Source organism: Leifsonia xyli subsp. xyli str. CTCB07 (assembly GCF_000007665.1).
GTDB classification, from domain to species: Bacteria; Actinomycetota; Actinomycetes; order Actinomycetales; family Microbacteriaceae; genus Leifsonia; species Leifsonia xyli_C.
Window position 1 is genome coordinate 1,638,863 of the sequence record NC_006087.1, and the last position, 24,285, is coordinate 1,663,147.

Here is a 24,285-nt window from a genome sequence, read left to right on the forward strand (position 1 = left end):
AGGGATGCCGGCGTGCGGTTGGCGGCCCTTCGAGCTTCCCAAGACGGAGAGAGGTGGTCAAGACGGGTTCCGAAATGTGACGATGAGGGGCCTGTCAGCCGGAGGGCTCTGTGCCCGTCTCGCCCTCCACCAGCCGGATGAACGTGCTCAGATCCCCGACCCCCGCCGGTGTCGTCGGCAGGAACTCGGTCAGCTCGGGCAAGTGGACGAGGTACGCGGCCCACTTCGCGCGCGAGACGGCGACATTCAGCCGGTTCTTCATCAGCAGGAACGACATCCCCCGCGGCGCCTCGGCCGTCGAGGACACCGCCAGCGACACAATCGCGACCACCGCCTCCTGGCCCTGGAACTTGTCCACCGTCCCGACCCGGACTCCGGCGAATCCGGCCGCTTCCACAGCCGCTCTCACCTCCGCGAGTTGCGCGTTGTAGGGCGTCACGACGATCACATCCGCCTCGCCGAGAGGGTCATCGTACCGGCCGGCCCCCGCGTCCGTCCACGACCGCCCGACGAGCTCCCCGATCAGATCCGCCACGACCGCCTCCTCCTCGGGCGACGCCGTCGCGTTCCCGGTGTGCCGGACCGCGACGGGATGCAGCCCCGGTTCGACCCCGTGGAGCTGCAGCTCCCGCGCAGCCGGGTGCGCCCGCAGCCAGCCCTCATACGACAGGACCGAGACCGCGCGCACCAGCTCAGGCCGCATCCGCCGTGTCTCCGCCAGGAAGTAGCCGTATTCCGGCGGCAGCACCTGGTGGCCCGCGCTCACCCGCCCGAGAGCGGAGCCGTCGATCGGTTCGGGATGCCGCCCCTGGCTCACCTGCGGCAGCTGCTGCGGGTCCCCGAGCAGCAGCAGGTTCCGGGCCGCCACCCCCACCGCGATGGTCGAAGCGAGCGAGAACTGCCCCGCCCCGTCGACCACGAGCAGGTCGAGCGACCCCCGGGGCACCCGAGCCGCGTTCGCGAAGTCCCACGCGGTGCCGCCGAGCACGTACCCGCTCGCCGCACGCTCCTCTGCGAAAGCGAGCTGTCCGTCGGCGGGGAGCACGGTGAAAGCCGGTGCGCGAGACGCCACCCCGCGCGCCGACGCCGACGGGGTCTTCCCCACCAGCCCGGCATCCAGCCCGGTCGCCACCACACGGTCCAGCAGGTTCTCGACCACAGTGTGCGACTGCGCCACCACCCCGATCCGCCAGCCGCGCTCGGCGACCAGCCGCCCGATCACCCGCGCTCCAAGCGAGGATTTCCCCGTTCCCGGCGGGCCCTGCACCGCCAGGTAGGACCGGTCCAGGTCGAGCAGACTCGCCACGACGGCCTCGACGCGCCGATCGCCCTCTCCGCGCGCATCCCCGCCGGCTTCCGGCGCAAGCCCTCCGCTCCGGGTCCGCGGCGGGGTCCGCCGCAGCAGGTCAACCGCCGCCTGCACCGGCCAGGTTCGATGGTTCCGGGCGATGAGCAGCTGTGTCCCCCACTCGCGCACCGCCTCGGCCAGTCGGCGCGCATCCGGCGGTGGCGCCGGGGCGAGCGCGCTCGGCAGCGCCGCATACGGCGGAACGCCCGCCGGCAGTGTCTCCCGCACGACGACCGATCCATCGTCGCGCGCCTCGATCACTGCGACCGTCCGAACCGTCCGCGCGCCCGGCTGTGCCCGCGGCTGCCGGAACGGCCCCGGATACTCGTAGAGCAGCGCCGGTCCGGCGCGCTCCGAGACCCGCACCGCACTGCCCGCACCCCACTGCCCGCTGAGCAGCAGGTCACGGCGCTCGACACGCTGCCCCTCGTCCGCGTACCAGTCGCGCAGCACGCTCGCGGTCTCCATGACCAGCAGATCCCGCGTGTCCGCCCACTCGTCGATCGGCTGGATGAGCCGGGCGAAGTGGGCTTGCCAGAAGCTCTTCCGCTCGCGTCGGTGGAAGTCGATGGCCGCGGCCGCGAGCGCCATCGCCTCACGGTCGGCCGACCGGTGGGGGTCGAGTGGGTCCCCCGCGAACGCCAGCAGCCCGGCCCGGAGCGGCGACTCGTCCGGCGCGGGCTCCGGCTCCTCCATCGGCGCCGCCCCTATCGGGACGCCATTCTCGCGGGCTCGCTCGATCAGCCAGTCCCGCAGCCGGAGCGTCGAGAGGCAGTCGTAGCGGTTGTAGTCGGCGAGCGCGTCGAGGAGCGACTGCGCCTCCGCCGTGCGGCCGAGCGCGAGCAGGTCACGGGCGTTCGCGTACTCCGCGATCGAGTCCGCTCCGGTGGTGACCTCGCTCTCGCGCAGTTCGCCGCCCATGTACAGCGGCTCGAGCTTCTTGATCGAGTACGATCGCGACCCGACCCGCACAGCCTTGCGCACGAGGGGGTAGAGGTCGACCAGCACGCCCTCCCGCAGCAGGGCGTCGACCTCCTCCTCGCCAACACCGTGCCGCGCGGCGATCGACAGCAGGTGGGTCTGCTCGTAGGCCGCGTAGTGGTAGATGTGCAGTCCGGGACACCGCTTCCGGCGCTCCCGCACATACGCGAGGAACTCTTCCAGTGCAGCCCGACCCGCCGCGAAGTCATGGGCCCAGAACGCGGTGAACCGGGCTTCGGCGTCCACGGTGCCAAAGAGGTAGTCGAGCCCCCAGCGCTCCCCCGGCCCCTCGGTGTACAGCGGATCGCCCTCGAAATCGAAGAAGAGGTCGCCCTCGTCGGGATGCGGCAGCACGGCGAGCACGGGCGCGTTGAAGACCCGGATGGGCGGCGGCTCACCCGGCTCCGCGTTCAGCTGCAGCCGGGCCTGCTCGCGGAGCCCGGACAGTGTCCCCTCCGGGATGCCGTCGACCGGCCCCTCCGCGGCGGCGAGCGCGTCGATCGTGGGGAGCCCAGCCGCGATCAGGCGCTCGCGGTGCGCGATGCGCATCCCCGCGACCAGCAGCACATCCCGGGTCGCCTGGATCTCCGCGTCGCAGGTGGCGCATCGCCCGCAGACGGCGAAGCGGGGGTCTCCCCAGGCCACCGATCCCTCGTCGGCGATGTGCTCCCGGACGATCGAGAGCAGCCGTGTACGCCGCTTGCGGTACACCGGCTCGATATCGGAGAGCCGGTGCTCGCTCACCGAGCCGTCGCCCAGCAGCAGTTCGACGGTCTCGTCGACCGCGACGCCCGCCCGCCGCAGTTGATCGGCGTAGGCGGCCAGCTGCAACAGGGCCGTGACCCGTGCGCTGCGGGCGAGCTTCGAGTCCTGAACGCGGTAAGCGGCCATCGGGGAGCCGCGCCACGAAGTCGGCGAACCCGACGAAAGCCCCGTCGAAGAACGTCGCCTGGAACACGATCTCCGCCCCGCGCTCGAACGCCCCCGCCGTGTGCGCGACCGCCTCCGCCAGCGTCTCGGCGGTCAGCCGCTCCGGCCGTCCGATCTCCGCGACACCCGGGCCGAACCGTTCGCGGTAACGCTCCAGGATGCGCTGCTCGTGCTCGTCGCCCAGCCGCGACGACCGCACGTACATCGGGTCTTCGGCTTCCTCCGTCTTCTCCCGCCGCCGGAGCTTCACATCCAGCGAGCGCAGGAAGGCGAACTCACACGTCGACGCTTCGGTGAGGTCGCTCGCACTGGTGACGATGACGCCATCGAGCAGAAACACGCGCCCCCCTTCCGCACCGGCCCGGCGCTCCTGTCGGAGGTACCGGCGACCACCGACAGCGGGCGGATGGAATTTGTTCTCCTCGGACGGCCGGTGGCCGCTACATCGCGGCGATCAGCTCGTCCTGGTCCAGAGCGGCGACTCCGGCGGGGTCAAGCGAACCGAGCGGCGCTACTGCCATCAAGCTACAGAAAGGCGGTAGGCATGAAGAACTTTCTCCATGCCTACCGCACTTTGAAGTACCAGCAGTTGGCGATTATTGCTTCTTGCCTGCCCCAATGGAGTACCAGATAGATGCGACGAGCAAGGCTAACCCCAGCCCTCCACCAAGGAACAATAGCAGGGAATTCGCACTAGTGCCTGTCGCATCGGCGCGTAGGCCTTCCGCAACCGCGTATAAGGCGACAGAACAAAAAGTCAACACGCAGGCCACGATCAGAGTGGCTGAAATCACCTTGGGGTGTCGAGATGCTCTCATTTCCACAGCGCCGACCCTTCTTTCGATGCAGAGTTAGTTATTGCAAAGATTAGCTAGCAGGAGAAATACGCGGAATTGCAGTAGACGAGAGTTCTAAGGGGGTTCACGGATGCGCAGTGTGTTGCGCCAGCCGCCTGCATTGCTGATGTGATTTGCACCCGGCCGATATCATCGCGTTTAATGCGGTTTGTTCGCGTTAGATGGGAGTCTTGGTGGCGAGATCACACCCGCATGGGGCTGCGTCGCTGCATCTGGCCGATGGTATTGCTTTCCTGCACGAGGATGCTGCCTGGGTGTTCCCTGGGCCGTTCCATGGCCGCCCGCTGCTGGCGCATACGGCCCTGGCTGCGGCGCTTCGGAACCTCGGCGTGACCCCGAGCCGAGCGCATCAAGCCTCCAGCGCCGCCATCATCACTGTCGCCGCGCGCCTCCTCGGCATCGCACCCACCACCGCCTCGACCTGGCACAACCTCGCCGCCGCGAGCGTTCGGAAACGATGAGGTCGGCCCCTTGGCGATGCGACAAACGTCGCCAGGCGCGCCTCTTCTGGGCCCCTGTCAGAACCGCAGTGGACTGGCGCAAACTGATCGCGCGGATGCGCCACCACCGGTTTGCCCATACCGCGGTCGAGGTCAAGACAGCTCCGGCTATTGCAGATGACGATAGCCTGATTCTTATGGAATCCGAGAAGCTGACGCATCAGGAGACCGAGTGGGCTCGGGTTGTTGACCCGATTACACAGGAAGAGCTTTTGGTGCCAGCCTTCTCAACGGTCGAGGCGACGATCGCCCGGAGCGCAAAGAGGCGCGCTGGGGAACTGCACACGATCAGGTTCTTTCCTGATCACGGTCACCCCTGGCCGCTTTGGGACTCACAAGCTGGTTACACTGCAACGCCCGATGACTATGGGCTCAGTGACCAGCTCGATAGGGCGTTGCGGCGTTGGTACGACGAGTGGGAAGCCGCCGTCGGGCCGGGCGACGGTTGGCGCGAGATGGAACAGTACATCAGATGGGCAGCGCGTGGAGACGAACTTGCTGCCTGGCTGGCTCAGGAGGTCTGGGATACAGCTGACGTCGTTGTCGAGCATCGAACCGGTTGATGACAAAGGGGGTCGGCGCATTGCGAGCTTGGGTTCTAGCGGTTGTTGCAACATCTGGAGTTTCTAGGAGTTGCAAGGACCGTGTCCCGTTTAAGGCGCAGTGCGGGGAAGAGGAAGTACACCCAGGCGGAGCGTGAAGCCTTCTTCGTCATTTTCAAGGAGTCCAGGAGTACGACGATCGCGGCGAGGGAGCTAGGGTTCAACCCCGCGACGTGCGCGCAATGGGTTCGCAAGGCGGGCCTGGCTAGTCACGGCTACACCGGCGGCGGCATGAGCGCGCACCCATGCAAGGACGAGTACCTGGAGCTGCGGAGCAGCGGGCTCTCGCGCCGCGAAGCGGTGGGACGAGTCGGAATCAGCCCGAACACGGGATACCTCTGGGACAGTCGAACGGGCGACGCATTTATCCAGATGGTCGCGTGGTCGATTACAAAGACAGGGTGCCTGTCGTTGTTGATCCTGTTCAGCGGGCGTCGATGCGTTCGCTCGAAGCCGCACTCCACCCACGATTCCTCTCCCTGCAGGAGCGTGAGCTGATCCGGGACCTGACCAGGGCCGGCCTTTCGTTGTGTCGGGTCGCGGCCAAGCTTGGTCGCTCGGTGTCGACGATCAGTCGAGAGATTCGCCGGAATCAGCTTCCTGGAGAGGGCGGCTACCATCCATACGTGGCGCATCGGAAAGCGGCCAGCCGCCGACCGCGACCGAAAGCCACGAGGCTGGTCCGCAATCCGCAGCTGCGCAGTTACGTTCAACGGAAGCTGACGCTACGTTGGTCGCCGGAGCAGATCAGCCGGTCGCTGATCCGCGAGTTCCCCGGCGATGCGGAGATGCGCGTGGCGCACGAGACGATCTATCAAGCCTTCTACGTGCAGGGCCGTGGACAACTCCGCCGCGAGCTCACGATGGTGCTGCGGACCGGCCGGGCCAAGCGGAAACCGCATCGTTCTGGCGCCGCTCGCAGACATCGTTTCGCGGATCCGATGGTAATGATCTCCGACCGTCCCGCCGAAATCGAGGACCGCGCCGTTCCCGGACATTGGGAAGGCGACCTCATCATCGGCGGACACCGCAACAGCGCCATCGGCACCCTCGTGGAACGCTCCACCCGGTTCGTGATGCTGATCCATCTCCCCATCGATCGCACCGCAGAATCCGTCCGGGACGGACTGATCAGCGCCGTCAAGACACTCCCACGCGAACTCCGTCGCTCGATCACCTGGGACCAGGGCTCGGAAATGGCAGCTCACAAGTCGTTCACGATAGCCACCGACATCCCGGTCTACTTCTGCGACCCCGCGAGTCCCTGGCAACGCGGCAGCAACGAGAACACCAACGGACTCCTTCGCCAATACTTCCCCAAGGGAAAGGGAACAGACCTCGCCCGATTCACCGCAACCGACCTGACGAACGTCGCCCACGAGCTCAACACCCGCCCACGCAAAACGCTCGGCTGGGAAACCCCAGCCGAACGCCTCGCTAAACTACTCGCCAGCTAATCGTCGTGTTGCAACAACCACTGGAATCCGCCCGAGCAATGACGCCGACCCCCTTTTGTGTTCAGCAGACCTTGCGTGTCGACGGGAAGGACGTGATCAGCCTGTCGCTATCCGATGCCCAAGCGGTTTCGACACCGAACTCGTAGATAATCGCTTTCTGTGCGCTGTCCCAGAGTCCAAAGGTGGTCTTCGTGCACCACTTGTTGGAGGTCGGATACTTCGTCAGACCCGGGCCCGGGTCAGCGACGACACCGCTGGTGACTCCGGAAATCAGGTCATCCCAGGACTCGACACCGTACTGGGCGGACTGCCATCCTCGTTCCCGAGCTGTGTTCAGAACATCCTGCCACTGCGATTCATGCCGTTCACGGATGTGCTTGTACCCATAGCTCGAGTTGCCACACTTCAGGTTGACTGCGTTCAGACGGCCGTCCCACGGAAACCAGTAGTACTTGAAGACATCATTTTCGTTATTGAGCGAGTAGCATCCGAACCACTGGTTCCAGTCAATCAGACGCGGCGTGCGCGTCCCCTCCACAGGCTCGGTCGGAGCGTCAAGATCGAGAGTCGCCGCTTCGAGAGCGTCCATGTCCACATCAACCCAGGTTTCCCCGTGTTGAATCACCAATTTCACGCCGGGCTCTTCCGAAGCGTTGGCAGCAGTCGCACCCCCAAGCAGCAAGCCAAGCGCGACGCTGCTCGCGAGCAGAGACTCTTCCACCGTTTCAATTGATCCTCATTTCATTATGCATAATGCCGCGAGGGCATCAGATCAACAAGACGCGACCAAGCCCTCTGATCGCCATCTTCGGATGGCTATCGCAACATGTGAATTCATATAGAAACCAAGCATGCATTGTGTGGGGCCTCGGTGATTGAGGCCAATTCGGCAGAAACGAATAGCGCACGTTGCCAACATGCGTAGTTGATACAGGGCCGGTTCAAGTCGAGGTTCCAACTTGCTTTCGCACTGGTCGCAGGCAGGACGTCATAGTGACAAAGGACTGGTCCGTCATGCTGGACGTGTTTTCACGTGTACCCGGTGATGTTCAGGGCAATGTCCGCATGCTGCCCGGCGTGGGCGTCATACCAGCAGGAGGAGCGCCCCGCCGTCGCGGAGAGCAGAGCGAGCAGCGGGAGGGGTGGAGGCCGGCTACGCGCCCGAGGTGAGCTGCACCCGCAGCGAGTCCACGCGCGTCGCGATCGCCTCATCCGCCGCCCAGCGCTGCGCCAGCCGGGCGAGCAGAACGTCCAGCTCCTTCTCCGTGAGACCGCCGGTCAGTTCCAGCCGGACCAGAAGCTCCTCTCCGCGGAGCCGGTGGTCCGGGTCTCCGGACGTGAGCCGCACATCGAGCACGCCCAGCTCAGAGCCGATGGAGGTGCGGAACGCCTCGACCACGGCGGGGTCCCGATGGCTCGGCAGCCACGGACGCCCCTGCGCGAGCGCCCAGACGGCCGGCCGCCGCAGCACGAACTCCGTCTCCGAGGCCGGGTCGAGCACCACGACCTCCGTTTCCGCGGACGCCGCCGCCAGCGCCGCCCGCGGACCCGCCGCCGGCACCGGACGCGCCGCGGGATTCCACGTGTGCATCGCGGTCACCGAAGAGAACACCGGGAGCACCGTCCGCCCGTCCGGACCGGCGACGGTCACGATGGACAGCTCCTGCGTTTTGTCGACGACCAGCCCGGCGCCGGATTCGCCCTCCTCGCCCCGCTCGGCGACCAGCGGGATGAGCACACGCGAGGTGCGCACCGCCTCCACCACGGCCTCCGCGCCGACCTCACCAGCCCGGAAAGCGGCTAGCGCCCCGAGCAATGCCGCCGGGGCGGCGCCGTCGTCCCCGCCGTAGGGGTTGTCGCCGAACTCCCGCCCCTCCCACGGTTGACCCGCCGAGTCGGCGAGGACAGCCGCGAACCCGGCCAGCCGCTCAGCGCCCGCCGGGTTCGGCGCGGGGGACTCCGGATGCCTCGACGCCGCCGGAGGTTCCTCCGGCTCGTCAGTGTCCCGCGACATCCAGTGCCTCGGGCAGCGTAAACGCGCCCGAGTAGAGCGCCTTCCCCACGATCGCACCCTCCACCCCGAGCGAGACCAGCTCGCGGAGCGCGGCAATGTCGTCCAGGCTCGCGATGCCGCCGGAGGCGACGACCGGGCGCTCGGTGCGCTCCACCACCTGACGGAGCAGATCGAGGTTCGGACCCTTCAGCGCGCCGTCCTTCGTGACGTCGGTGACGACGTAGCGGGCGCAGCCCGCCTCCTCCAGGCGTTCGAGGACCTGCCAGAGGTCGCCGCCCTCGCGGGTCCAGCCGCGAGCGGCGAGCGTCGTTCCGCGCACGTCCAAGCCCACGGCGATCGCCTCGCCATACTGACCGATCACGTGGGACGCCCACTCGGGGTTCTCCAGCGCGGCCGTGCCGAGGTTGACACGGGTCGCGCCGATCTCCAGCGCGTGCTCGAGCGAATCGTCGTCGCGGATGCCGCCGGAGAGCTCGATCTTGACCCCTTTCGTTTGCCGGATGACTCTCTTGAGCAGACCGCGGTTGTCGCCGCGCCCGAACGCGGCATCCAGATCCACCAGGTGAATCCACTCCGCGCCCGCATCCGCCCACTCGGCGGCCGCGTCCACCGGATCGCCGTAGCTGGTCTCGCTGCCGGCGGCGCCCTGGGTCAGCCGGACGGCCTTGCCGTCGGCCACATCCACCGCCGGAAGCAGGACGAGCCGGGGCCTGTTGTTGAATTCGCTCACTGTATTTCCTTGTTCGGGTCCGCACCGTGCGGACAGGGGTCGGCCGCTACAGCGACCCGATCCAGTTGGCCAGCAGCCGGAGACCGGCGCTGCCCGACTTCTCTGGGTGGAACTGCGTCGCGCTCAGCGGACCGTTCTCCACCGCGGCGACGAACCGCGAACCGTGCTCGGCCCAGCTGACGCGCGGCTTCGGGAACGGACCGGTCGCCTCCAGCGTCCAGTGCTGCGCGGCGTAGGAGTGGACGAAGTAGAATCGCTCGTCCCAGACACCGTCGAACAGCACCGAGTCCGCCGGGGCCTCCACTGCGTTCCAGCCCACGTGGGGCACGACCCCGGCGCACAGGGGCTCGACAGCGCCCGGCCACTCGCCTAGCCCTGCGGTCTCCTGTCCGTGCTCCGTTCCGCGCTCGAACATCACCTGCATCCCGACACAGATCCCGAGCACCGGACGCCCGCCCGCCAGCCGCCGCTCGATGATCTCGTCGCCGTGGGCGGCCCGAAGCCGATCGACCACCGCGGCGAATGCGCCGACACCCGGCACAACCAGACCATCGGCCTCCTGCGCGCGCCGCCGGTCGCGGGTGAGTTCGACATCCGCCCCGGCCGCTTCCAGCGCCTTGACCGCCGAGTGGACGTTGCCCGAGCCGTACTCGAAGACGACGACGGGACGGCTCACAGGGCGCCCTTCGTCGACGGGATGCCGGAGACCAGCGGGTCGTACGCCTTCGCCTGCCGGAACGCGCGCGCGAACGCCTTGAACTCCGCCTCCGCGATGTGGTGCGGGTCGCGCCCGCCCACCACAGTGACGTGCGTGGTGATCGCCGCGTTGAACGAGATCGCTTCGAAGACGTGGCGCACCATCGATCCGGTGAAGTGCCCTCCGATCAGGTGGAACTCGAACCCGGACGGCTCCCCCGCATGCACGAGGTAGGGGCGGCCCGACAGGTCGACCACCGCCTGGACGAGCGCCTCGTCCAGCGGAACCAGCGCATCCCCGTAGCGTGAGAGACCGGCTTTGTCGCCGAGCGCCTGCCTGATCGCCTGCCCGAGCACGATCCCGACATCCTCGACCGTGTGGTGGACGTCGATCTCGGTGTCACCGCTCGCCCGCACGCGCAGGTCCGTCAGCGAATGCTTCGCGAACGCCGTGAGCAGATGGTCGTAGAACGGCACGGAGGTGTGGATCTCGGACGCTCCCGTCCCGTCCAGGTCGAGGCTCAGCTCGATGCCCGACTCGCTGGTCTCGCGCCGCAGGGACGCCGTCCGATTTGTCATGGCTGCGAGCCTACCGGGACGGCGGCCAGCGGTTCCGGCCGGCCAAGCGCCGCGAACGCCTCCAGGAAGGCGGTGGTCTCCGCCTCCGTGCCCGCGGTGACGCGCAGGTGGTTCGGGATGCCGACATCCCGGATCAGGATGCCGCGCTCCAGTAGCGCCTCGAAGGTGGCCTCCGGGTCGGCGACGTTCCCGAACAGCACGAAGTTGCTGCCGCTCCGGTGCGGCGCGTAGCCGAGACGCGCGAGCTCCGCGACCAGCCGATCGCGCTGTTCCCGGATCTCGCCGACCATCGCCAGCATCTCATCCGAGTGCGCGAGCGCGCCGAGCGCCGCCGCCTGGGTGATCGCGGACAGGTGGTATGGCAGCCGGACGAGCCGCAGCGCGTCCGTCACAGCCGGGTCGGCGGCGAGGTAGCCGACGCGCGCACCCGCGAAAGCGAACGCCTTGCTCATCGTCCGCGATACCAGCAGCCGCGGTCGCCCTTCCAGCAGTGTGAGCACGGACTCCTCGCCATCCGGAAGGAACTCCGTGTACGCTTCGTCCACCACCACGATCCCGCGGGACGCTTCGTAGGCCGCCGCGACGGTCTCAAGCGAGAGCGGTGTTCCCGTCGGGTTGTTCGGCGAGCACAGGACAACGATGTCCGGGTCCACCCGCCGGATCTGCGCCGCCGCCGTCTCCGGCGACAGCTCGAACCCGGCGTCCCGCACTCCCACGACCCACTCCGTGCCTGTACCCGCCGCCAGCAGCGGGTACATCGAGTAGGTCGGCGCGAACCCAAGCAGGCTGCGCCCCGGACCGCCGAACGCCTGGAAGATGTGCTGCAACACCTCATTCGACCCATTCGCCGCCCAGACGTTCCCGGCCGTGAGACCGTGCCCGAGGTAGCGCGCGAACGCCTCCCTCAGCTCCGTGAACTCTCGATCGGGATACCGGTTCACCCCGCCGATCGCGGCAGAGACCCGGGCGACGATCTCCGCCGCGACGCCCTCCGGCACCGGATGCGTGTTCTCGTTCACGTTCAACGCGATCGGGACCGCCTTCTGCGGCGCCCCGTACGGAACGCGCCCCCGCAGGTCATCGCGGAGGGGGAGATCGGAAAGAGAGGTCACCTTCCCATGCTAGCCAGCGCCAGGGGCGCGATCGCGCCGTGTGACGCGCTGCACTGCTTGCATTCACGATTCCCGTCCCGTAACTGGCGACCACGGAAGCGCACCGTGGCCATGAAGCCCCGGTCGGACGGTGCCGCCACGGTGGCAGGACCGTCATCGTGCGACGGGTGAGGCAAATGTACGCCCGCAAGGGTGAAGGGGTCTGCCCCGTGTTCGGTTGACGATTGGGGTATAGACCCGGCAGCACCGACATGCCCTACAGAAGCGCTCAGACGCGCACTGGTTGCTGGAGAGCGCGAAACTCTGCTCTCGATCTCCTCGTGAAGCCAACGCAGACACACGTCCCGCAACTCTTTGTTCCGCTCGACAACAGACCTCCGACGCAAGCCAAACGCCCGGAACGCCTCAGCTTCTCGCGCGGTGACACTGACTGCGCCGATTCCTGCCAAGGATCCGCAAAGGCCGACCCAATCGATCCCTCTCATCCGTCGGCATTCGCGCTGGGGATCCGACCCCTCCGTGTCCACCTCTGTTAACATCCTCGCTCGAACAGCTTCAAGGGGGAACGTCTACCTGAGTCCGACGCTCGGCCCCCTCGAACGTCACTGCAAGCACAGGAAACCCGGTGATCATCTCCACGAACATCCGTGTGCAATTTTTCGGGTTCAGTCCAGACCGCCCGGGCGGACCCCGCGGGTGCGAGGAGACCTCGGAGCCTACTTCGCGTACTGCGCCGGGATCGCCAATTCCTGCCCCGGGGTCACCACGGCCGAGTCGAGCCCGTTGAGTGTGACCAGTTCCGCGATCACATCTCGCGGGTCGGCGCTCGGCGCGAGGCGCTCCGCGATCGACCACAGCGACTCGCCCGACTGAACCGTGACATGCTGGAAAGCCACGGCGGCGTGCTCACCCGAGGCGACCGCGCCCCCGCCGTTCAAGGCGAACACGAACGCTCCGACGACGATCGGCAGGGCGGCCAGGAATGTCAGCGCCGCGCGTCCGCGACGGGTCAGCCGCAGGCGGACCCGCGCCCCAGCCGGAACCCCCGAAGAACCCGAAACGCCCGCTGCGCGCAGAACGCCAGCACGGGACCTCGCCGCGATCGCAGACCTCCCGGCCGCACGACCGATGTCCGCACGACCAATGACCGCTGTGCTGCTCATGGCGCCGACCTCCCTATTTCCCTTCCGGAACCACCCGATTCGAATCTATGTTCCGAATTTATCTTCGAATGTGCGAAACCGCAAGACCTGATGAGTCACGAGATTCAGAGCGCATTTCGCGACACAATCGAACACATGTTTGTTCGACCGCCGCCGGGAGGATACAGTTTCGAGTGTCTGGAGACCACACAACCAGGCACCACCGACATTCGGGTCCGCCGAGTGCGGCGGGGGTCACGAAGGGACGAGCGTGTCGAACGAGAATCAGACTCCACGGGGCACCCGCCGGCGCAAGAATCTGAGCGAGAAACAGCTCGCGATCCTCGACGTCATCCAGCGTTCGGTCAGCCAGCGCGGCTACCCTCCGAGCATGCGCGAGATCGGCGACGCGGTCGGCCTCTCCTCGCTCTCCTCGGTGACGCACCAGCTCAACCAGCTGGAGCTCAGCGGCTATCTGCGCCGCGACCCGAACCGCCCGCGGGCGCTGGAGATCCTCATCGACCTGCCGAGCGCCGCCGCGCCGGATTTCGAGAGCCAGACCCCGGTCGGCGACGCTGCGATGGTCCCGCTCGTCGGCCGCATCGCCGCGGGCGTGCCGATCACGGCCGAACAGCAAGTGGAAGAGGTCTTCCCGCTCCCCCGTCAGCTGGTCGGCAATGGCGAGCTGTTCATGCTGAAGGTCGTCGGAGAGTCCATGATCGACGCGGCCATCTGCGACGGCGACTGGGTGGTCGTCCGCGCGCAGAACACCGCGGAGAACGGCGACATCGTCGCTGCGATGCTGGATGAGGAAGCGACGGTCAAGGTCTTCCGGCAGCGCGACGGCCACACTTGGCTGCTGCCGAGGAATTCAAACTTCGAGCCGATCCTGGGCGACTTCTCACAGATCCTGGGCAAGGTCGTCGCCGTTCTCCGGGCCGTCTGAGGGCCCGCATCGCAACGTCTAGCGTCAAACGTTGCGACGCTCACCGAATCCGCCTCAACGCTACGGGGTCATTCTTACGCCAGCGTTGGCAGCCGAGACAATGCGGTCAGGTGGGCTCGGCTGAGGGCGGCCGCTGAGTCAGCATCGCGAGCCGAGACAGCCTCCACCAGGGAGGCATGCACATCGCGATCGTCTTCGGGGCGCATCGCCGGGGAAGCACGTGCGAGCGCGATCATTGCTGCACGCACTCGTGGAGTGAAGTCATCGAAGATTTCGAGCAGCAGCCGGTTATGCGCGGCGAGCACGATGCTGCGGTGGAAGCAAGTGTCGTCATCGACCTGCTCCTCGACAGAAGAGGAGCCCTGACGCGAATCGAGCGCTCGTCGCATGGCGCGAAGCTCCGCTGGCGTTCGGTGCAGCGCCGCAAGCCGCGCTGCTTCCGTTTCGATCGCCATGCGGATTTCAAGGATGGCCCCGAGAGGCGAGGTCTGGAATAAGGTTTCCCAGTTCTCCGGCGGCTCGGTGGAGATGACGAACACTCCGGCGCCCTGACGCGACTCCAGCATGCCCTTTCCTGCGAGCTGCCGGACTGCTTCGCGAACGGTCGAGCGACCGACATTGAGTTGCGCAGCGAGCATGGACTCGCTCGGGATCTTGTGCCCAAGGCCCCACTCGCCCTCCTGTATCCGCCGCATGAGCACGTCGCCTGCTTCTTGCACCACGGAGCGACGCTGTACCTCGATTGCCATCGTCTCTCCCTCAAATTCTTACCGACCCCACCATATCGCCGATATCCAAGCCTGACCAGAAAACCTAGTGATTATCGAGATAAATCGGCTTGACACATCTACTTGTCTGATGAGTAGGCTATCGTTGTCCCCGGTACTGGAAGGGCGCCGCCCTCCCTCTCTGCGCCCGCCCCCGATAGTAAGAGCGATCTATGACAACGACAAAAACAGCAACGAATCCGACCGTGCCGAGCCCGCAGAGGAAACGCGGCCGCACGGCAGGACCCATGACCCCGTTGGCTCCCTCGCGGGCGAGGTTCTGGGCACTGTCCGCCACCCATGTGATGAACGATTTCCAGAGTGGCGCGGCCGCGGCACTTCTGCCGTACTTCGTCTCGGAACAGAACTACACGTACACGGCGGTGGCCGGGCTGGCGCTCGCAGCGACGTCATTGTCCAGCGTGGCGCAGCCGCTGTTCGGCTATCTGACCGACAAGTTGCCCCTGCGCCCGCTGACGATCATCGGGATGAGCGTCGCGGCGCTAGGGATCGCGGTCGCTGGTCTGACGTCGGCAAACTACTGGCTCACCTGGATCGTGGTGGCAATCTCCGGGATCGGTGTCGCCGCCTACCACCCGCCGGCCACAGTGGACGCGAAGATGACGGGTGGCGGCAGCGACAAGGCGATGAGCCTCTTCTCCGTCGCGGGCAACCTCGGTGCGGCCATCGCTCCGATCTGCGTCGGGCTCACTGTGGGGCTGTTCGGCCTGGTGGCCACCCCTCTGCTTCTGATCCCGACGGCCGTCGTTGCTGTTATCTATGTGGCTGCCATGCGGGCAACGCGCAACGGAGCCGCCCCGACGAGCAGAAGGCGCTCAGCTTCTGCGACTGCGGCAGTTCCTGCTGACCAGTGGGGAAGATTCGTCTGGCTGCTCGCGATCATCTGCCTGTGGTCGATCACGGCACTCGGTATCCGCTCGTTCATCGCCCTTGACGTCACGCAGGCTTTCCACGGTAGCGACGCGCTGGGAACCAGTGCCTTCACGATATATTCCCTCGCCGCCGCGCTCGGAACGCTCATGGGCGGTTTCATCGCCGATCGCTTCGGACGCCGTGCGGTGATGATCAGCGGATACGCTCTATCGGGGCTCGCGACGCTGGCGATCGGGTTCGCCCCGAACACGACAGAACTCTTGATCGCTGCAGGAGTCGCTGGCTGGGCGCTGTCCCTGCCTTTCGCCGTTCACGTCACGCTGTCGCACTCGTTCCTGCCGCGGCATCTGGGCACCGCGAGCGGCGTGACCCTGGGACTGTCGATGACGCTGGGCGGCTTCGTCACTCCCTTACTGGGCATTCTCGCCGACCGCGACGGGATCGCCGCCATCTTCATCCCCTTGGCCAGCGTCGTCTCTGTCGGTGCGGTGATGAGCGTCTTCATCAAGGAAGGCCGGAACCACCTCAACGTCCAGGACGCGCCTGTACCCGACGAACTCAAGACCTGGGAAGCGAACGCATAGGCGACCGCATATCAGAGTTGCGCTGCCCGAAAGAACGCCGGGGCACCCACCTCGACACCTCCGGATCGGCGCATTCGAATGTACTGACTCAGCTCTCGACTCGCACCGGCGACTTCCTCGACGTGCCGAAGCACCGCCAGCTTGTGCTTCGGCCGCCGCTCGAGCGACCGATCTGACGTTGAGCCTTCCTCCCAAATGGAAGACCCAACTGTCAACAACCTGCCATAGTTTTATACCTCACCGCGACCCGCTCGGTGCGAACGGCGACCAGACCGGTGCGAGCCGGAGACCTCAGACCTCGACGCCGACCCGCTCCCGGACCTCCCTCGTCGCCGCAAGCATGTTCCTCAGCGAAGAGATCGTCTCGTCATAGCCGCGCGTCTTCAGCCCGCAGTCCGGGTTGACCCACAGCTGACGGCCGGGGATCGCGCTCAGCGCGGTCTCGAGCAGTTCGGTCACCTCAGGGACCGACGGCACACGCGGCGAGTGGATGTCGTACACGCCGGGCCCGATGCCGTGCTCGAACCCGGAGCGCATGGAGGTCGTGGACGACCTCCATGCGGCTGCGGGCGGCCTCGATACTCGTCACATCCGCATCCAGGTTGCGGATCGCGTCGATGACCACGCCGAACTCCGAATAGCAGAGGTGCGTGTGGATCTGGGTCTCCTCCTGGACGCCCGCCGTCGCGAGCCGGAAGGAGCCGACCGACCACGACAGGTACTCGTCCTGGGCCGCGCGCTTCAGCGGCAGCAGCTCGCGCAGAGCTGGCTCGTCCACCTGGACGACGCGGATGCCCGCCGCCTCCAGGTCCGCGATCTCATCGCGCAGGGCGAGCGCCACCTGGCGGGCGGTCTCACCGAGCGGCTGGTCGTCGCGCACGAACGACCAGGCGAGGATGGTGACCGGGCCGGTCAGCATCCCCTTGACCGGCTTCGAGGTCAGACTCTGCGCGAACGCCGACCATTCCACCGTGATCGGCTTGGGCCGCGAGACATCGCCCCACAGGATGGACGGGCGGGTACAGCGCGATCCGTACGATTGCACCCAGCCGTTCTGGGTCACCGCGAAACCGTCGAGGTTCTCCGCGAAGTACTGCATCATGTCGTTGCGCGCCGGCTCGCCGTGAACGATGACGTCGATCCCGATCTCCTCCTGGAGGTCGACGACGCGTTTGATCTCGGCCCGCATCCGGGCCCGGTACTCCTCCTCGACGAGAAGCCCCTTCGCCAGCTGGGCGCGGGAGCGGCGGATGTCGGCCGTCTGAGGGAAAGACCCGATCGTGGTGGTCGGCAGGAAGGGAAGCCGCAGGGCCGCATCCTGGGCTTCGAGCCGGGTCTCGTAGTCGCCGCGCGAGAAGTCGGCGACGGTCAGCGCGGCCTCGCGGTCGCGCACCTCCGGAACCCGCACACCCGGCGCACCCGCACGGTCGGCGAGCGCCGCCGTGGCGTCGGCCAGCTCCGCCCGGATCGCCTCACGGCCATCGACGAGGCCGCGCGCGAGCACGGAGACCTGTGTGACTTTCTGGTCGGCGAAGGCCAGCCACGACACCAGCCGGGCGTCCAGCTCCGGCTCGTCCTCGACGTCGTGCGGGACATGCAGGAGCGAGGTCGAGGTCGCGACGGCGACATGCGGGCTCAGCGTCCGCAGTTCGGCCAGCTTCCCGAAAGCGCCCTCCAGATCGCCCCGCCAGATGTTGTGGCCGTCGACGACGTCGCCGCCCACGGTCTTCGCGCTCAGCGCGTCCGCGGTCGCCGCATCCAGAGCCGAGGGGATGCCGCCGCGCACGAGGTCGAGTGACAGCGCCTCGACCGGCGAGGCCGCCAGCACGGGGAGAGCATCGTCGAGGCTGCCGTAGGGGGCAGCGACGAAGATCGCCGGGCGCTCCGCCGCACCCCCGAGATCAGCGTACGCGCGGGCGAGAGCGGTGAGCACGTCGGCACGCGGCTCCTCGATGCTCTCGGAGACAAGCGCCGGTTCGTCCAGCTGCACCCACGGCGCTCCCGCCGCCGCGAGCCCCGCGAGCAGTTCGCGGTAGACCGGCAGCAGGTCGGCGAGCCGCGAAAGCGGGCGGAACCCCTGCGGAGCCTCGTCGCTCGGCTTGCTGAGCAGCAGGAAAGTCACCGGACCGACGATCACCGGACGGGTGAGGAAACCATCGGCACGCGCCTCTGCGAAGTGACGGACGATGCGGTCGGAGGCGAGCCGGAAGCCCGTCTCCGGCCCGATCTCCGGCACGAGATAGTGGTAGTTGGAGTCGAACCACTTCGTCATCTCCAACGGCGGGTTCTCGGCCTCACCCCGCGCGATAGCGAAGTAGCCGGCCAGATCCACCGCACCGGAGGCATCGGCGAGAGCCGCGAACCGGGACGGAAGAGCGCTGACGGTCACGGCAGCGTCCAGCACCTGGTCGTAGTAGCTGAAGCTCTCTGGGATGGCCGCATCGTCGCTCCCCAGGCCGAGCGCAGCGAGCCGTTCGCGGGTGGCGGCGCGCAGCGAAGCCGCGGTAGCTCCAGCTCGTCCGCGGTCGTGTCGCCCGCCCAGAACGCCTCGACGGCCTTCTTGAGTTCGCGGCGGCGACCGATGCGCGGGTAGCCGATGATGGTGCCGACCGGGAAGGCAGCGCGGGAGGTCGAGGGGGTCATACTGGTTCGTTCTCCTTCGTGATGGTGGCGTGGTCCGGCAGCAGTCCGATCCTCTCGAGCACCGAGAGGACGGCCGCGTGCTGATTGAACGTGTAGAGGTGGATGCCGGGGGCGCCCCCGGCGAGGAGACGCTCAGCGAGCCGCGCGGCCCAAGCGACACCGATCTCCCGCTGCCCTTCCTCAGTGGGCTCGATCTCGAGCTGGATGGCGAGATCGCTCGGCAGATCCTCGCCGCTCAGCTCGAGCATGCGCCGGAGGCGGGAGGGGGAGGTGACAGGCATGATCCCGGGCAGGATCGGGAAGCGCACCCCGGCCTCCTTCGCCCGCTGGGCGAACGAGAGATAGTCCTCGGCGTGGAAGAAGAGCTGCGTGATCCCGAGGTTCGCCCCCGCCGCCTGCTTGGCGAGAAGGGTGTCGATGTCCTGGGCGGCCGAGTGCGAGGCAGGGTGCCCGTTCGGAAAGGCCGCGACCGCGATCTGGACCCGCTCGCGGTGCCGGAGCACAGCCTGCGCGCCCAGCTCCGGCATATCCAGTTCGCCGTACGGCACCCGCTCGGCCTGCACCCGGTGGATGAGCTGCACCAGCTCCGCAGAGCTCTTGATGTCGCCGAGACCGTCCTAGCCGGGCGCCAGGTCCGCCGGTGGGTCTCCCCGCACCGCCAGGAACCGCTGGATGCCGGCGTCCAGGAACTCGCGGATCAGCCGGTTCGCCTCCGCGTGCGACGATCCGACGCAGGTCAGGTGGGCCATCGGGCTGACATCGGTGCGCTCCAGGATGGAGCGCAGCACCGCGAGCGACGAGACGCGGGAGGAACCGCCCGCGCCGTAGGTGACCGAGATGAAATCGGGCCGTGTGGCGGCGAGCCGGTCGATCGTCGCGGGCAGCGCGGCGGCGGCGCGCTCGTTGCGCGGCGGGTACAGCTCGAACGAGTACCGGGCGTCGGTACGGCTCATGGCATCCTCGGAATGGTCGATCAGCGTCACGGACCCCGCTCACGGGCGCCCGCGGACGGCGGGGCTCACGGAACGGGTGGGCGGGTGCCGGGCTCGGCTGTCGCACCGCGTCAGCGGTCGCCCGCTGCGGTTGTTACGGCACGATAGCAACGCGGAAGGCCGGACGGAATCGGCCGCGTCATCTAGTGACACAGTGGGGCGCAGCGTTGGTTCGCCCGGGCTGCCAGGAGCCCAGAGCCGGTTTGCGATGGTCAACAGTCTTGAGGACGACAAAAGGGCAGCCGCTCGGGTAGGGCGTTGGCCGCAGCGATGTCTTTCCCGTCTGCCCTTTCGGTTAAACCGGGGCAGACCTGACCATACCCATCTGTGCGGCAGCCCCCTATGATGACGACCGCGAACCTCTGGCTGGGATCAAAGAGCGCAAGTCTCCACCAGGGTCAGAGCGCTTCAGCGATAGAGACTCATCGGTTTGCGACGGCACTCCAGAGCCGACAGGAATCTTCGCAGGAAAAGAGTTAAAATTCTTAATTTAAGAGCGTGTGTTCTATGGTTCTTAGGCTTGTTAGGCTTGGCAAGCTGCCCTCGAAGGAAATTTATTCTAAATTTAGAGACTATGCGGCCTCTATCCCAGCTCCTCCAATGAGAGCGGGCCATCAGAAGTTGTCGGATTCAAACATATTTGCAAACGACCGATTGGCGGACTGTGTTTGTGCGGGCGCTGCCCACGAGACACTGCTGTGGAATCGCGAGGGGGGAGAAGGGTCGAGATCACCGATGAACAGGTGATCAGTATGTACTCAGACCTAACCGGTTACGACCCAAAAAATCCGAGCACGGAACACGGAACCGTGATGGCCGACGCTGCCTCTTGGAGAAGGAAAAATGGTTTGGAAGATGTTACCGGTAAGCGCCATAAAATTGCCGCTTAAACCTCCATATCGCCTTCAAATAAAATGGAGCATATGCAGTCTATTTGGCTTTTCTCTGCTATTGGGATTGGTTTTGAGGTCCCACGTTCGGCGATGGTTCAGTTCCAAAAGAAAGAGCCATGGGAAGCTATCAAGGGAGCCCCGTCGGAGATAATCGACGGACACTACTGTTGCCGCCGTTGGCTATGACGCCACATATCTCTATGTTATAACCTGGGGGCAAATTAAAAGGATGCCCTGGGATTTTCTTGAAAAATATAATGACGAGTCCTTCACCTACCTGTCAAAAGAGTTTCTTGACAAAAAGGAAAAGAGCCCCGAAGGTTTTGATCTACATTCCATTAAATTGGATCTTTCGCGTTTGAAGAATTAGCTCATGCGCCTTGCCGCCCAGCTGGGCGCCGATGCCATCACCTTCTCGGTCGTGCGCATCACGGCCTGTCCTTTTCGGTCAGGCCGACCCAGAAACACCGAAAATCAGACAGTCCCTCTCCACGGCATGAGTGCGCTCACGGGGCGAATGGCTCGAACACCGCCCGGTACTCCGGCATGATCCGCGCCCGCACGCGCGCGCCCTCCTCCGTGTACTCGGTGGAGAGCACGCGCCCCCGCTCGTGCAGCGCCGAGACGAGGTCGCCGCGGTCATAGGGCACGATCAGCTCCACCTCGACCGACGGGTCCGGCAGCAACCGGGCGATCGCCGCGAGCACCTCCTCCACGCCCTCGCCCGTGCGGGCGGAGGCGAAGATCGCGCCCGGTTCCAGGCCGCGCAGCACCAGCCGCTCGTCCTCGGGGATCAGGTCCGCCTTGTTGAAGACGACGATCTCCGGGATGTCCCGCGCTCCGACGTCGCCGATCACATCCCGCACGGTCGCGAGCTGCGAGGCAGGGTCGGGGTGCGACCCGTCCACCACATGCACGATCACGTCCGAGTCGGCGACCTCCTCGAGCGTCGAGCGGAACGCCTCGACCAGCTGGTGAGGCAGGTTCCGGACGAAACCGACGGTGTCGGCGAGTGTGTACAGCCGGCCGTCTGCGGTGACCGAACGCCGGACCGTCGCGTCCAGCGTCGCGAACAGCGCGTTCTCGACCAGCACCCCGGCCTTCGTCACCCGGTTCAGCAGACTGGACTTCCCGGCGTTGGTGTAGCCCGCGATCGCGACCGATGGGACCGCGTTGCGGTTCCGGTTCGCCCGCTTCGCTTCGCGCGCCGGTTTGAAACCCGCGATCTGCTTCCGCAGCTTCGCCATCCGGGTGTGGATGCGGCGGCGATCCAGTTCGATCTTCGTCTCACCGGGACCGCGCGAACCCATGGCCGCGCCCGCACCGCCGACCTGACCACCGGCCTGGCGCGACATCGACTCGCCCCAGCCGCGCAGACGCGGCAGCAGGTATTCCAGCTGCGCGAGCTCGACCTGCGCTTTGCCCTCGCAGCTCTTCGCGTGCTGGCTGAAGATGTCGAGGATGACGGCCGTGCGGTCGATCACCTTCACCTTCACCACGTCCTCCAGCGCGCGCCGCTGGCTCGGGGCGAGTTCGGTGTCCGCGATCACGGTGTCCGCGCCGAGCGCTGAGACGACACCGGCCAGCTCCTCCGCCTTGCCTCTCCCGAAGTAGGTTCCCGGGTCGGGATGCGGCCGCCGCTGCAGCAGACCGTCCAGCACCGCAGCGCCGGCCGTCTCGGCGAGCGCGGCGAGTTCGCGCAGCGAGTTCTCCGCGACCTGCTGAGACCCCTGAGAGTACACGCCGATCAGCACGACGTTCTCCAGTCGGAGCTGACGGTACTCGACCTCCGTCACGTCCTCGAGCTCGGTGGAGAGACCGGAGACACGGCGCAGGGCCGCGCGCTCCTCCCGGTCGAGCTGCTCGCCGTCGTCGAGGTGACCGTCCGTGCCGGTGGTCTGCAGGGCCTGCGCCCCCGCTCCGAAGAGCGTCACCGGCGCCCGGTTCTGCTGGGTGGCGAGAACCCGCGCGACCACGTCGTCGGCGCTCTGTTCTTCGATGTTCGTTCGTTCCGTCATAGCTCTTCCCTCTTCCGGGCAGCTCTAGTTTGCCAGGAGCCTGCCGTCCTGTACGGTCCTCTTATGGCTTCCGGAGATCACTACTTTTCCCCGGCGCCCGAGAGCGAAACGAACCTGCGGTCTTTCACGGCGCGCCTGGCGGGCCAGACGTACGAATTGGTCACGGCCAGCGGGATCTTCAGCCCCGAGCGCATCGACATGGGTACCCGAGTGCTCCTCGACCACGTCCCCCCTGCCCCGCCCAGCGGTCAGTTCCTCGACCTCGGTTGCGGATGGGGGCCCCTCGCTCTCACACTGGCTCTCGAATCCCCTCATGCGACCGTCTGGGCGGTCGACGTCAACACCCGAGCCCTGGATGTGGTGCGCCGGAACGCAGAGAAGCTCGGTCTGAAGAATGTTAACCCCGTAACCCCCGATCGTGTTCCCGACGGCCTCGAATTCACGACGATCTGGTCGAATCCGCCCATCCGAGTGGGCAAGAACGAACTCCACACCATCCTGAAGCGGTGGCTCCCCCGCCTCGAACCCGGATCGAACGCCTGGCTGGTCGTGCAGCGCAACCTCGGCAGCGACTCCCTGCATCGCTGGATCGAGGGGGCCCTGCCCGAACTCACCACCTCCCGCGCGGCCATCTCCAAGGGGTACCGGGTGCTCCGCGCCCGCCGCCCGTCCTGACCCCGCACCACGCCGTCCCCGGAGACCACGCCGTCCCGGGAGGATCAGGCGAGTTCGAGGGCGCCGGTGTAGACGAGTTCGGCCGGGCCGGAGAGGGCGACGTGCTCGCCGTCCTCGGTCGGGAACATGCGCACACCGACGGTGCCGCCGGGCACATCGACCCACCACTGACCGGGGGCGTTCTCGCCGGCCCAGTGGCGCACCGCGAGCGCTGCGGCCGCGGCCCCCGTTCCGCAGGAGAGCGTCTCACCGCTGCCGCGCTCGTGGACACGCATCCGGATGCGGCCGACACCGTCTTTCACCAGCGGCTCGTGAGGGACGACGAACTCGACGTTCGCGCCGCCCTGCGGCGCCGGCTCCAGGTGCGGGATGTACGTGAGATCAGCCGACTCCAGTTCGGACTCATCGGCCAGAGCGACGACGACGTGCGGGTTCCCCAGGTCGATGCCCAGACCGAGACGCGCGACCGGAAGCTCTTTGGCCCGCACCAGCGGCTCGCCGCCGGCCAGCCGCCACCGGCCGAGGTCCACCTGGAAGCCGCTGAGGGTGCGCTGCACATCGCGCACGCCGCTGCGGGTCCCGATCGGAAGCGTGTCGCCGTCCGCGAGCTGCACCAGCCTCGACTCGATCAGGTAGCGGACGTACACCCGGATACCGTTCCCGCACATCTCGGCCGCCGAACCGTCTGCGTTGTAGTAGTCCATGAACCACTCGGCCGCCTCGTCGTCCGCCAGCGCCTCCGCGCCCTCGGGCAGGCGCTTGGAGCGGACGGCCCGGATCACACCGTCTGCGCCGACGCCGAAGTGCCGATCGCAGATCTCCGCGATCTGCCCGGCCGACAGCGGCAACGTGCCATCCGGGTCCGCGTACAGAACGAAGTCGTTCCCGGTCCCCTGACCCTTGGTGAAGTGGAGCGTCGCCATGC

17 protein-coding genes and 3 pseudogenes are annotated in these 24,285 nt (G+C 66.8%); 7 read left to right on the top strand and 13 right to left on the bottom strand.

The window, feature by feature from the left end; translation table 11 throughout:
• Positions 1–94: 94 nt before the first annotated feature.
• A pseudogene (locus LXX_RS07835) lies at positions 95–3,599 on the bottom strand (TM0106 family RecB-like putative nuclease).
• A gap of 846 nt (positions 3,600–4,445) precedes the next feature.
• On the opposite strand from LXX_RS07835, the gene LXX_RS16240 reads away from it, so the two are divergent.
• The 4 genes from LXX_RS16240 (at position 4,446) to LXX_RS07850 (ending at position 6,675) form a co-directional block, all read left to right on the top strand.
• Positions 4,446–4,577: a hypothetical protein gene (locus tag LXX_RS16240; RefSeq protein ID WP_011186368.1), complete on the top strand. Its 132-nt coding sequence runs from the start codon at positions 4,446–4,448 to the stop codon at positions 4,575–4,577.
• A gap of 68 nt (positions 4,578–4,645) precedes the next feature.
• The gene (locus LXX_RS07845; RefSeq protein ID WP_041767616.1) at positions 4,646–5,179 is read left to right on the top strand and encodes a hypothetical protein; all 534 of its coding nucleotides are present in this window, start codon (positions 4,646–4,648) and stop codon (positions 5,177–5,179) included.
• A gap of 81 nt (positions 5,180–5,260) precedes the next feature.
• Positions 5,261–5,716, top strand: coding sequence for a transposase (locus LXX_RS16800; RefSeq protein WP_223227607.1), 456 nt, complete (start codon positions 5,261–5,263; stop codon positions 5,714–5,716).
• A complete protein-coding gene (locus LXX_RS07850; protein ID WP_223227743.1) occupies positions 5,656–6,675 on the top strand; it encodes an IS30 family transposase in 1,020 nt (339 codons plus the stop codon). The genes LXX_RS16800 and LXX_RS07850 overlap by 61 nt, the downstream gene beginning before the upstream one ends.
• 61 nt (positions 6,676–6,736) lie before the next feature.
• Here LXX_RS07850 and LXX_RS07855 read toward each other — a convergent pair whose 3' ends face one another.
• The 7 genes from LXX_RS07855 to LXX_RS07885 form a co-directional block, all read right to left on the bottom strand.
• A complete protein-coding gene (locus LXX_RS07855) occupies positions 6,737–7,396 on the bottom strand; it encodes a hypothetical protein (RefSeq protein WP_041767617.1) in 660 nt (219 codons plus the stop codon).
• Between the two features lie 432 nt (positions 7,397–7,828).
• A complete protein-coding gene (locus LXX_RS07860; protein ID WP_011186369.1) occupies positions 7,829–8,689 on the bottom strand; it encodes an SseB family protein in 861 nt (286 codons plus the stop codon).
• The gene (gene priA, locus LXX_RS07865) at positions 8,673–9,419 is read right to left on the bottom strand and encodes a bifunctional 1-(5-phosphoribosyl)-5-((5-phosphoribosylamino)methylideneamino)imidazole-4-carboxamide isomerase/phosphoribosylanthranilate isomerase PriA (RefSeq protein ID WP_011186370.1); all 747 of its coding nucleotides are present in this window, start codon (positions 9,417–9,419) and stop codon (positions 8,673–8,675) included. Before priA ends, LXX_RS07860 begins: the two co-directional genes overlap by 17 nt.
• A 46-nt stretch (positions 9,420–9,465) precedes the next feature.
• Complete coding sequence (gene hisH, locus LXX_RS07870; protein WP_011186371.1) at positions 9,466–10,095, bottom strand: imidazole glycerol phosphate synthase subunit HisH; 630 nt, start codon at positions 10,093–10,095, stop codon at positions 9,466–9,468.
• Entirely contained in the window at positions 10,092–10,694 is a 603-nt protein-coding gene (hisB, locus tag LXX_RS07875) for an imidazoleglycerol-phosphate dehydratase HisB (RefSeq protein ID WP_011186372.1), read from the bottom strand. The genes hisH and hisB overlap by 4 nt, the downstream gene beginning before the upstream one ends.
• Entirely contained in the window at positions 10,691–11,806 is a 1,116-nt protein-coding gene (locus LXX_RS07880; RefSeq protein ID WP_011186373.1) for a histidinol-phosphate transaminase, read from the bottom strand. The genes hisB and LXX_RS07880 overlap by 4 nt, the downstream gene beginning before the upstream one ends.
• A 716-nt stretch (positions 11,807–12,522) precedes the next feature.
• A complete protein-coding gene (locus LXX_RS07885; protein WP_081423125.1) occupies positions 12,523–12,969 on the bottom strand; it encodes a LysM peptidoglycan-binding domain-containing protein in 447 nt (148 codons plus the stop codon).
• A gap of 250 nt (positions 12,970–13,219) precedes the next feature.
• Between LXX_RS07885 and lexA the strand changes: the two genes are divergently transcribed.
• Positions 13,220–13,894, top strand: a complete 675-nt coding sequence (gene lexA, locus LXX_RS07890; protein ID WP_011186375.1) for a transcriptional repressor LexA — start codon at positions 13,220–13,222, stop codon at positions 13,892–13,894.
• A 74-nt stretch (positions 13,895–13,968) separates the two neighbouring features.
• Here lexA and LXX_RS07895 read toward each other — a convergent pair whose 3' ends face one another.
• The gene (locus LXX_RS07895; RefSeq protein ID WP_011186376.1) at positions 13,969–14,643 is read right to left on the bottom strand and encodes a FadR/GntR family transcriptional regulator; all 675 of its coding nucleotides are present in this window, start codon (positions 14,641–14,643) and stop codon (positions 13,969–13,971) included.
• Positions 14,644–14,834: 191 nt separating this feature from the next.
• On the opposite strand from LXX_RS07895, the gene LXX_RS07900 reads away from it, so the two are divergent.
• A complete protein-coding gene (locus LXX_RS07900) occupies positions 14,835–16,139 on the top strand; it encodes an MFS transporter (protein ID WP_081423126.1) in 1,305 nt (434 codons plus the stop codon).
• A gap of 291 nt (positions 16,140–16,430) precedes the next feature.
• Here LXX_RS07900 and metE read toward each other — a convergent pair.
• The 3 genes and pseudogenes from metE to hflX form a co-directional block, all read right to left on the bottom strand.
• Positions 16,431–18,782: pseudogene (gene metE / locus LXX_RS07905) on the bottom strand (5-methyltetrahydropteroyltriglutamate--homocysteine S-methyltransferase).
• Positions 18,779–19,735: pseudogene (locus LXX_RS07910) on the bottom strand (methylenetetrahydrofolate reductase). Before LXX_RS07910 ends, metE begins: the two co-directional pseudogenes overlap by 4 nt.
• A gap of 1,438 nt (positions 19,736–21,173) precedes the next feature.
• Entirely contained in the window at positions 21,174–22,685 is a 1,512-nt protein-coding gene (hflX, locus tag LXX_RS07915; protein WP_041767619.1) for a GTPase HflX, read from the bottom strand.
• Positions 22,686–22,748: 63 nt separating this feature from the next.
• Here hflX and LXX_RS07920 point away from each other — a divergent pair, with 63 nt between their 5' ends.
• Entirely contained in the window at positions 22,749–23,360 is a 612-nt protein-coding gene (locus LXX_RS07920; RefSeq protein WP_011186379.1) for a class I SAM-dependent methyltransferase, read from the top strand.
• 44 nt (positions 23,361–23,404) lie between these two features.
• Here LXX_RS07920 and dapF read toward each other — a convergent pair whose 3' ends face one another.
• On the bottom strand, positions 23,405–24,283 hold the full coding sequence (gene dapF / locus LXX_RS07925) for a diaminopimelate epimerase (protein WP_011186380.1): 879 nt from the start codon (positions 24,281–24,283) through the stop codon (positions 23,405–23,407).
• Positions 24,284–24,285 lie beyond the last annotated feature (2 nt).

Excerpts from the sequence above, each read along its gene's own strand:
- LXX_RS07850 (WP_223227743.1), top strand. The coding sequence starts at position 5,656 with ATGCGTTCGCTCGAAGCCGCACTCCACCCACGATTCCTCTCCCTGCAG.
- LXX_RS07860 (WP_011186369.1), bottom strand. The coding sequence starts at position 8,689 with ATGTCGCGGGACACTGACGAGCCGGAGGAACCTCCGGCGGCGTCGAGG.
- hisB (WP_011186372.1), bottom strand. The coding sequence starts at position 10,694 with ATGACAAATCGGACGGCGTCCCTGCGGCGCGAGACCAGCGAGTCGGGC.
- LXX_RS07885 (WP_081423125.1), bottom strand. The coding sequence starts at position 12,969 with ATGAGCAGCACAGCGGTCATTGGTCGTGCGGACATCGGTCGTGCGGCC.
- LXX_RS07895 (WP_011186376.1), bottom strand. The coding sequence starts at position 14,643 with ATGGCAATCGAGGTACAGCGTCGCTCCGTGGTGCAAGAAGCAGGCGAC.
- LXX_RS07900 (WP_081423126.1), top strand. The coding sequence starts at position 14,835 with ATGACAACGACAAAAACAGCAACGAATCCGACCGTGCCGAGCCCGCAG.
- hflX (WP_041767619.1), bottom strand. The coding sequence starts at position 22,685 with ATGACGGAACGAACGAACATCGAAGAACAGAGCGCCGACGACGTGGTC.
- LXX_RS07920 (WP_011186379.1), top strand. The coding sequence starts at position 22,749 with ATGGCTTCCGGAGATCACTACTTTTCCCCGGCGCCCGAGAGCGAAACG.
- dapF (WP_011186380.1), bottom strand. The coding sequence starts at position 24,283 with ATGGCGACGCTCCACTTCACCAAGGGTCAGGGGACCGGGAACGACTTC.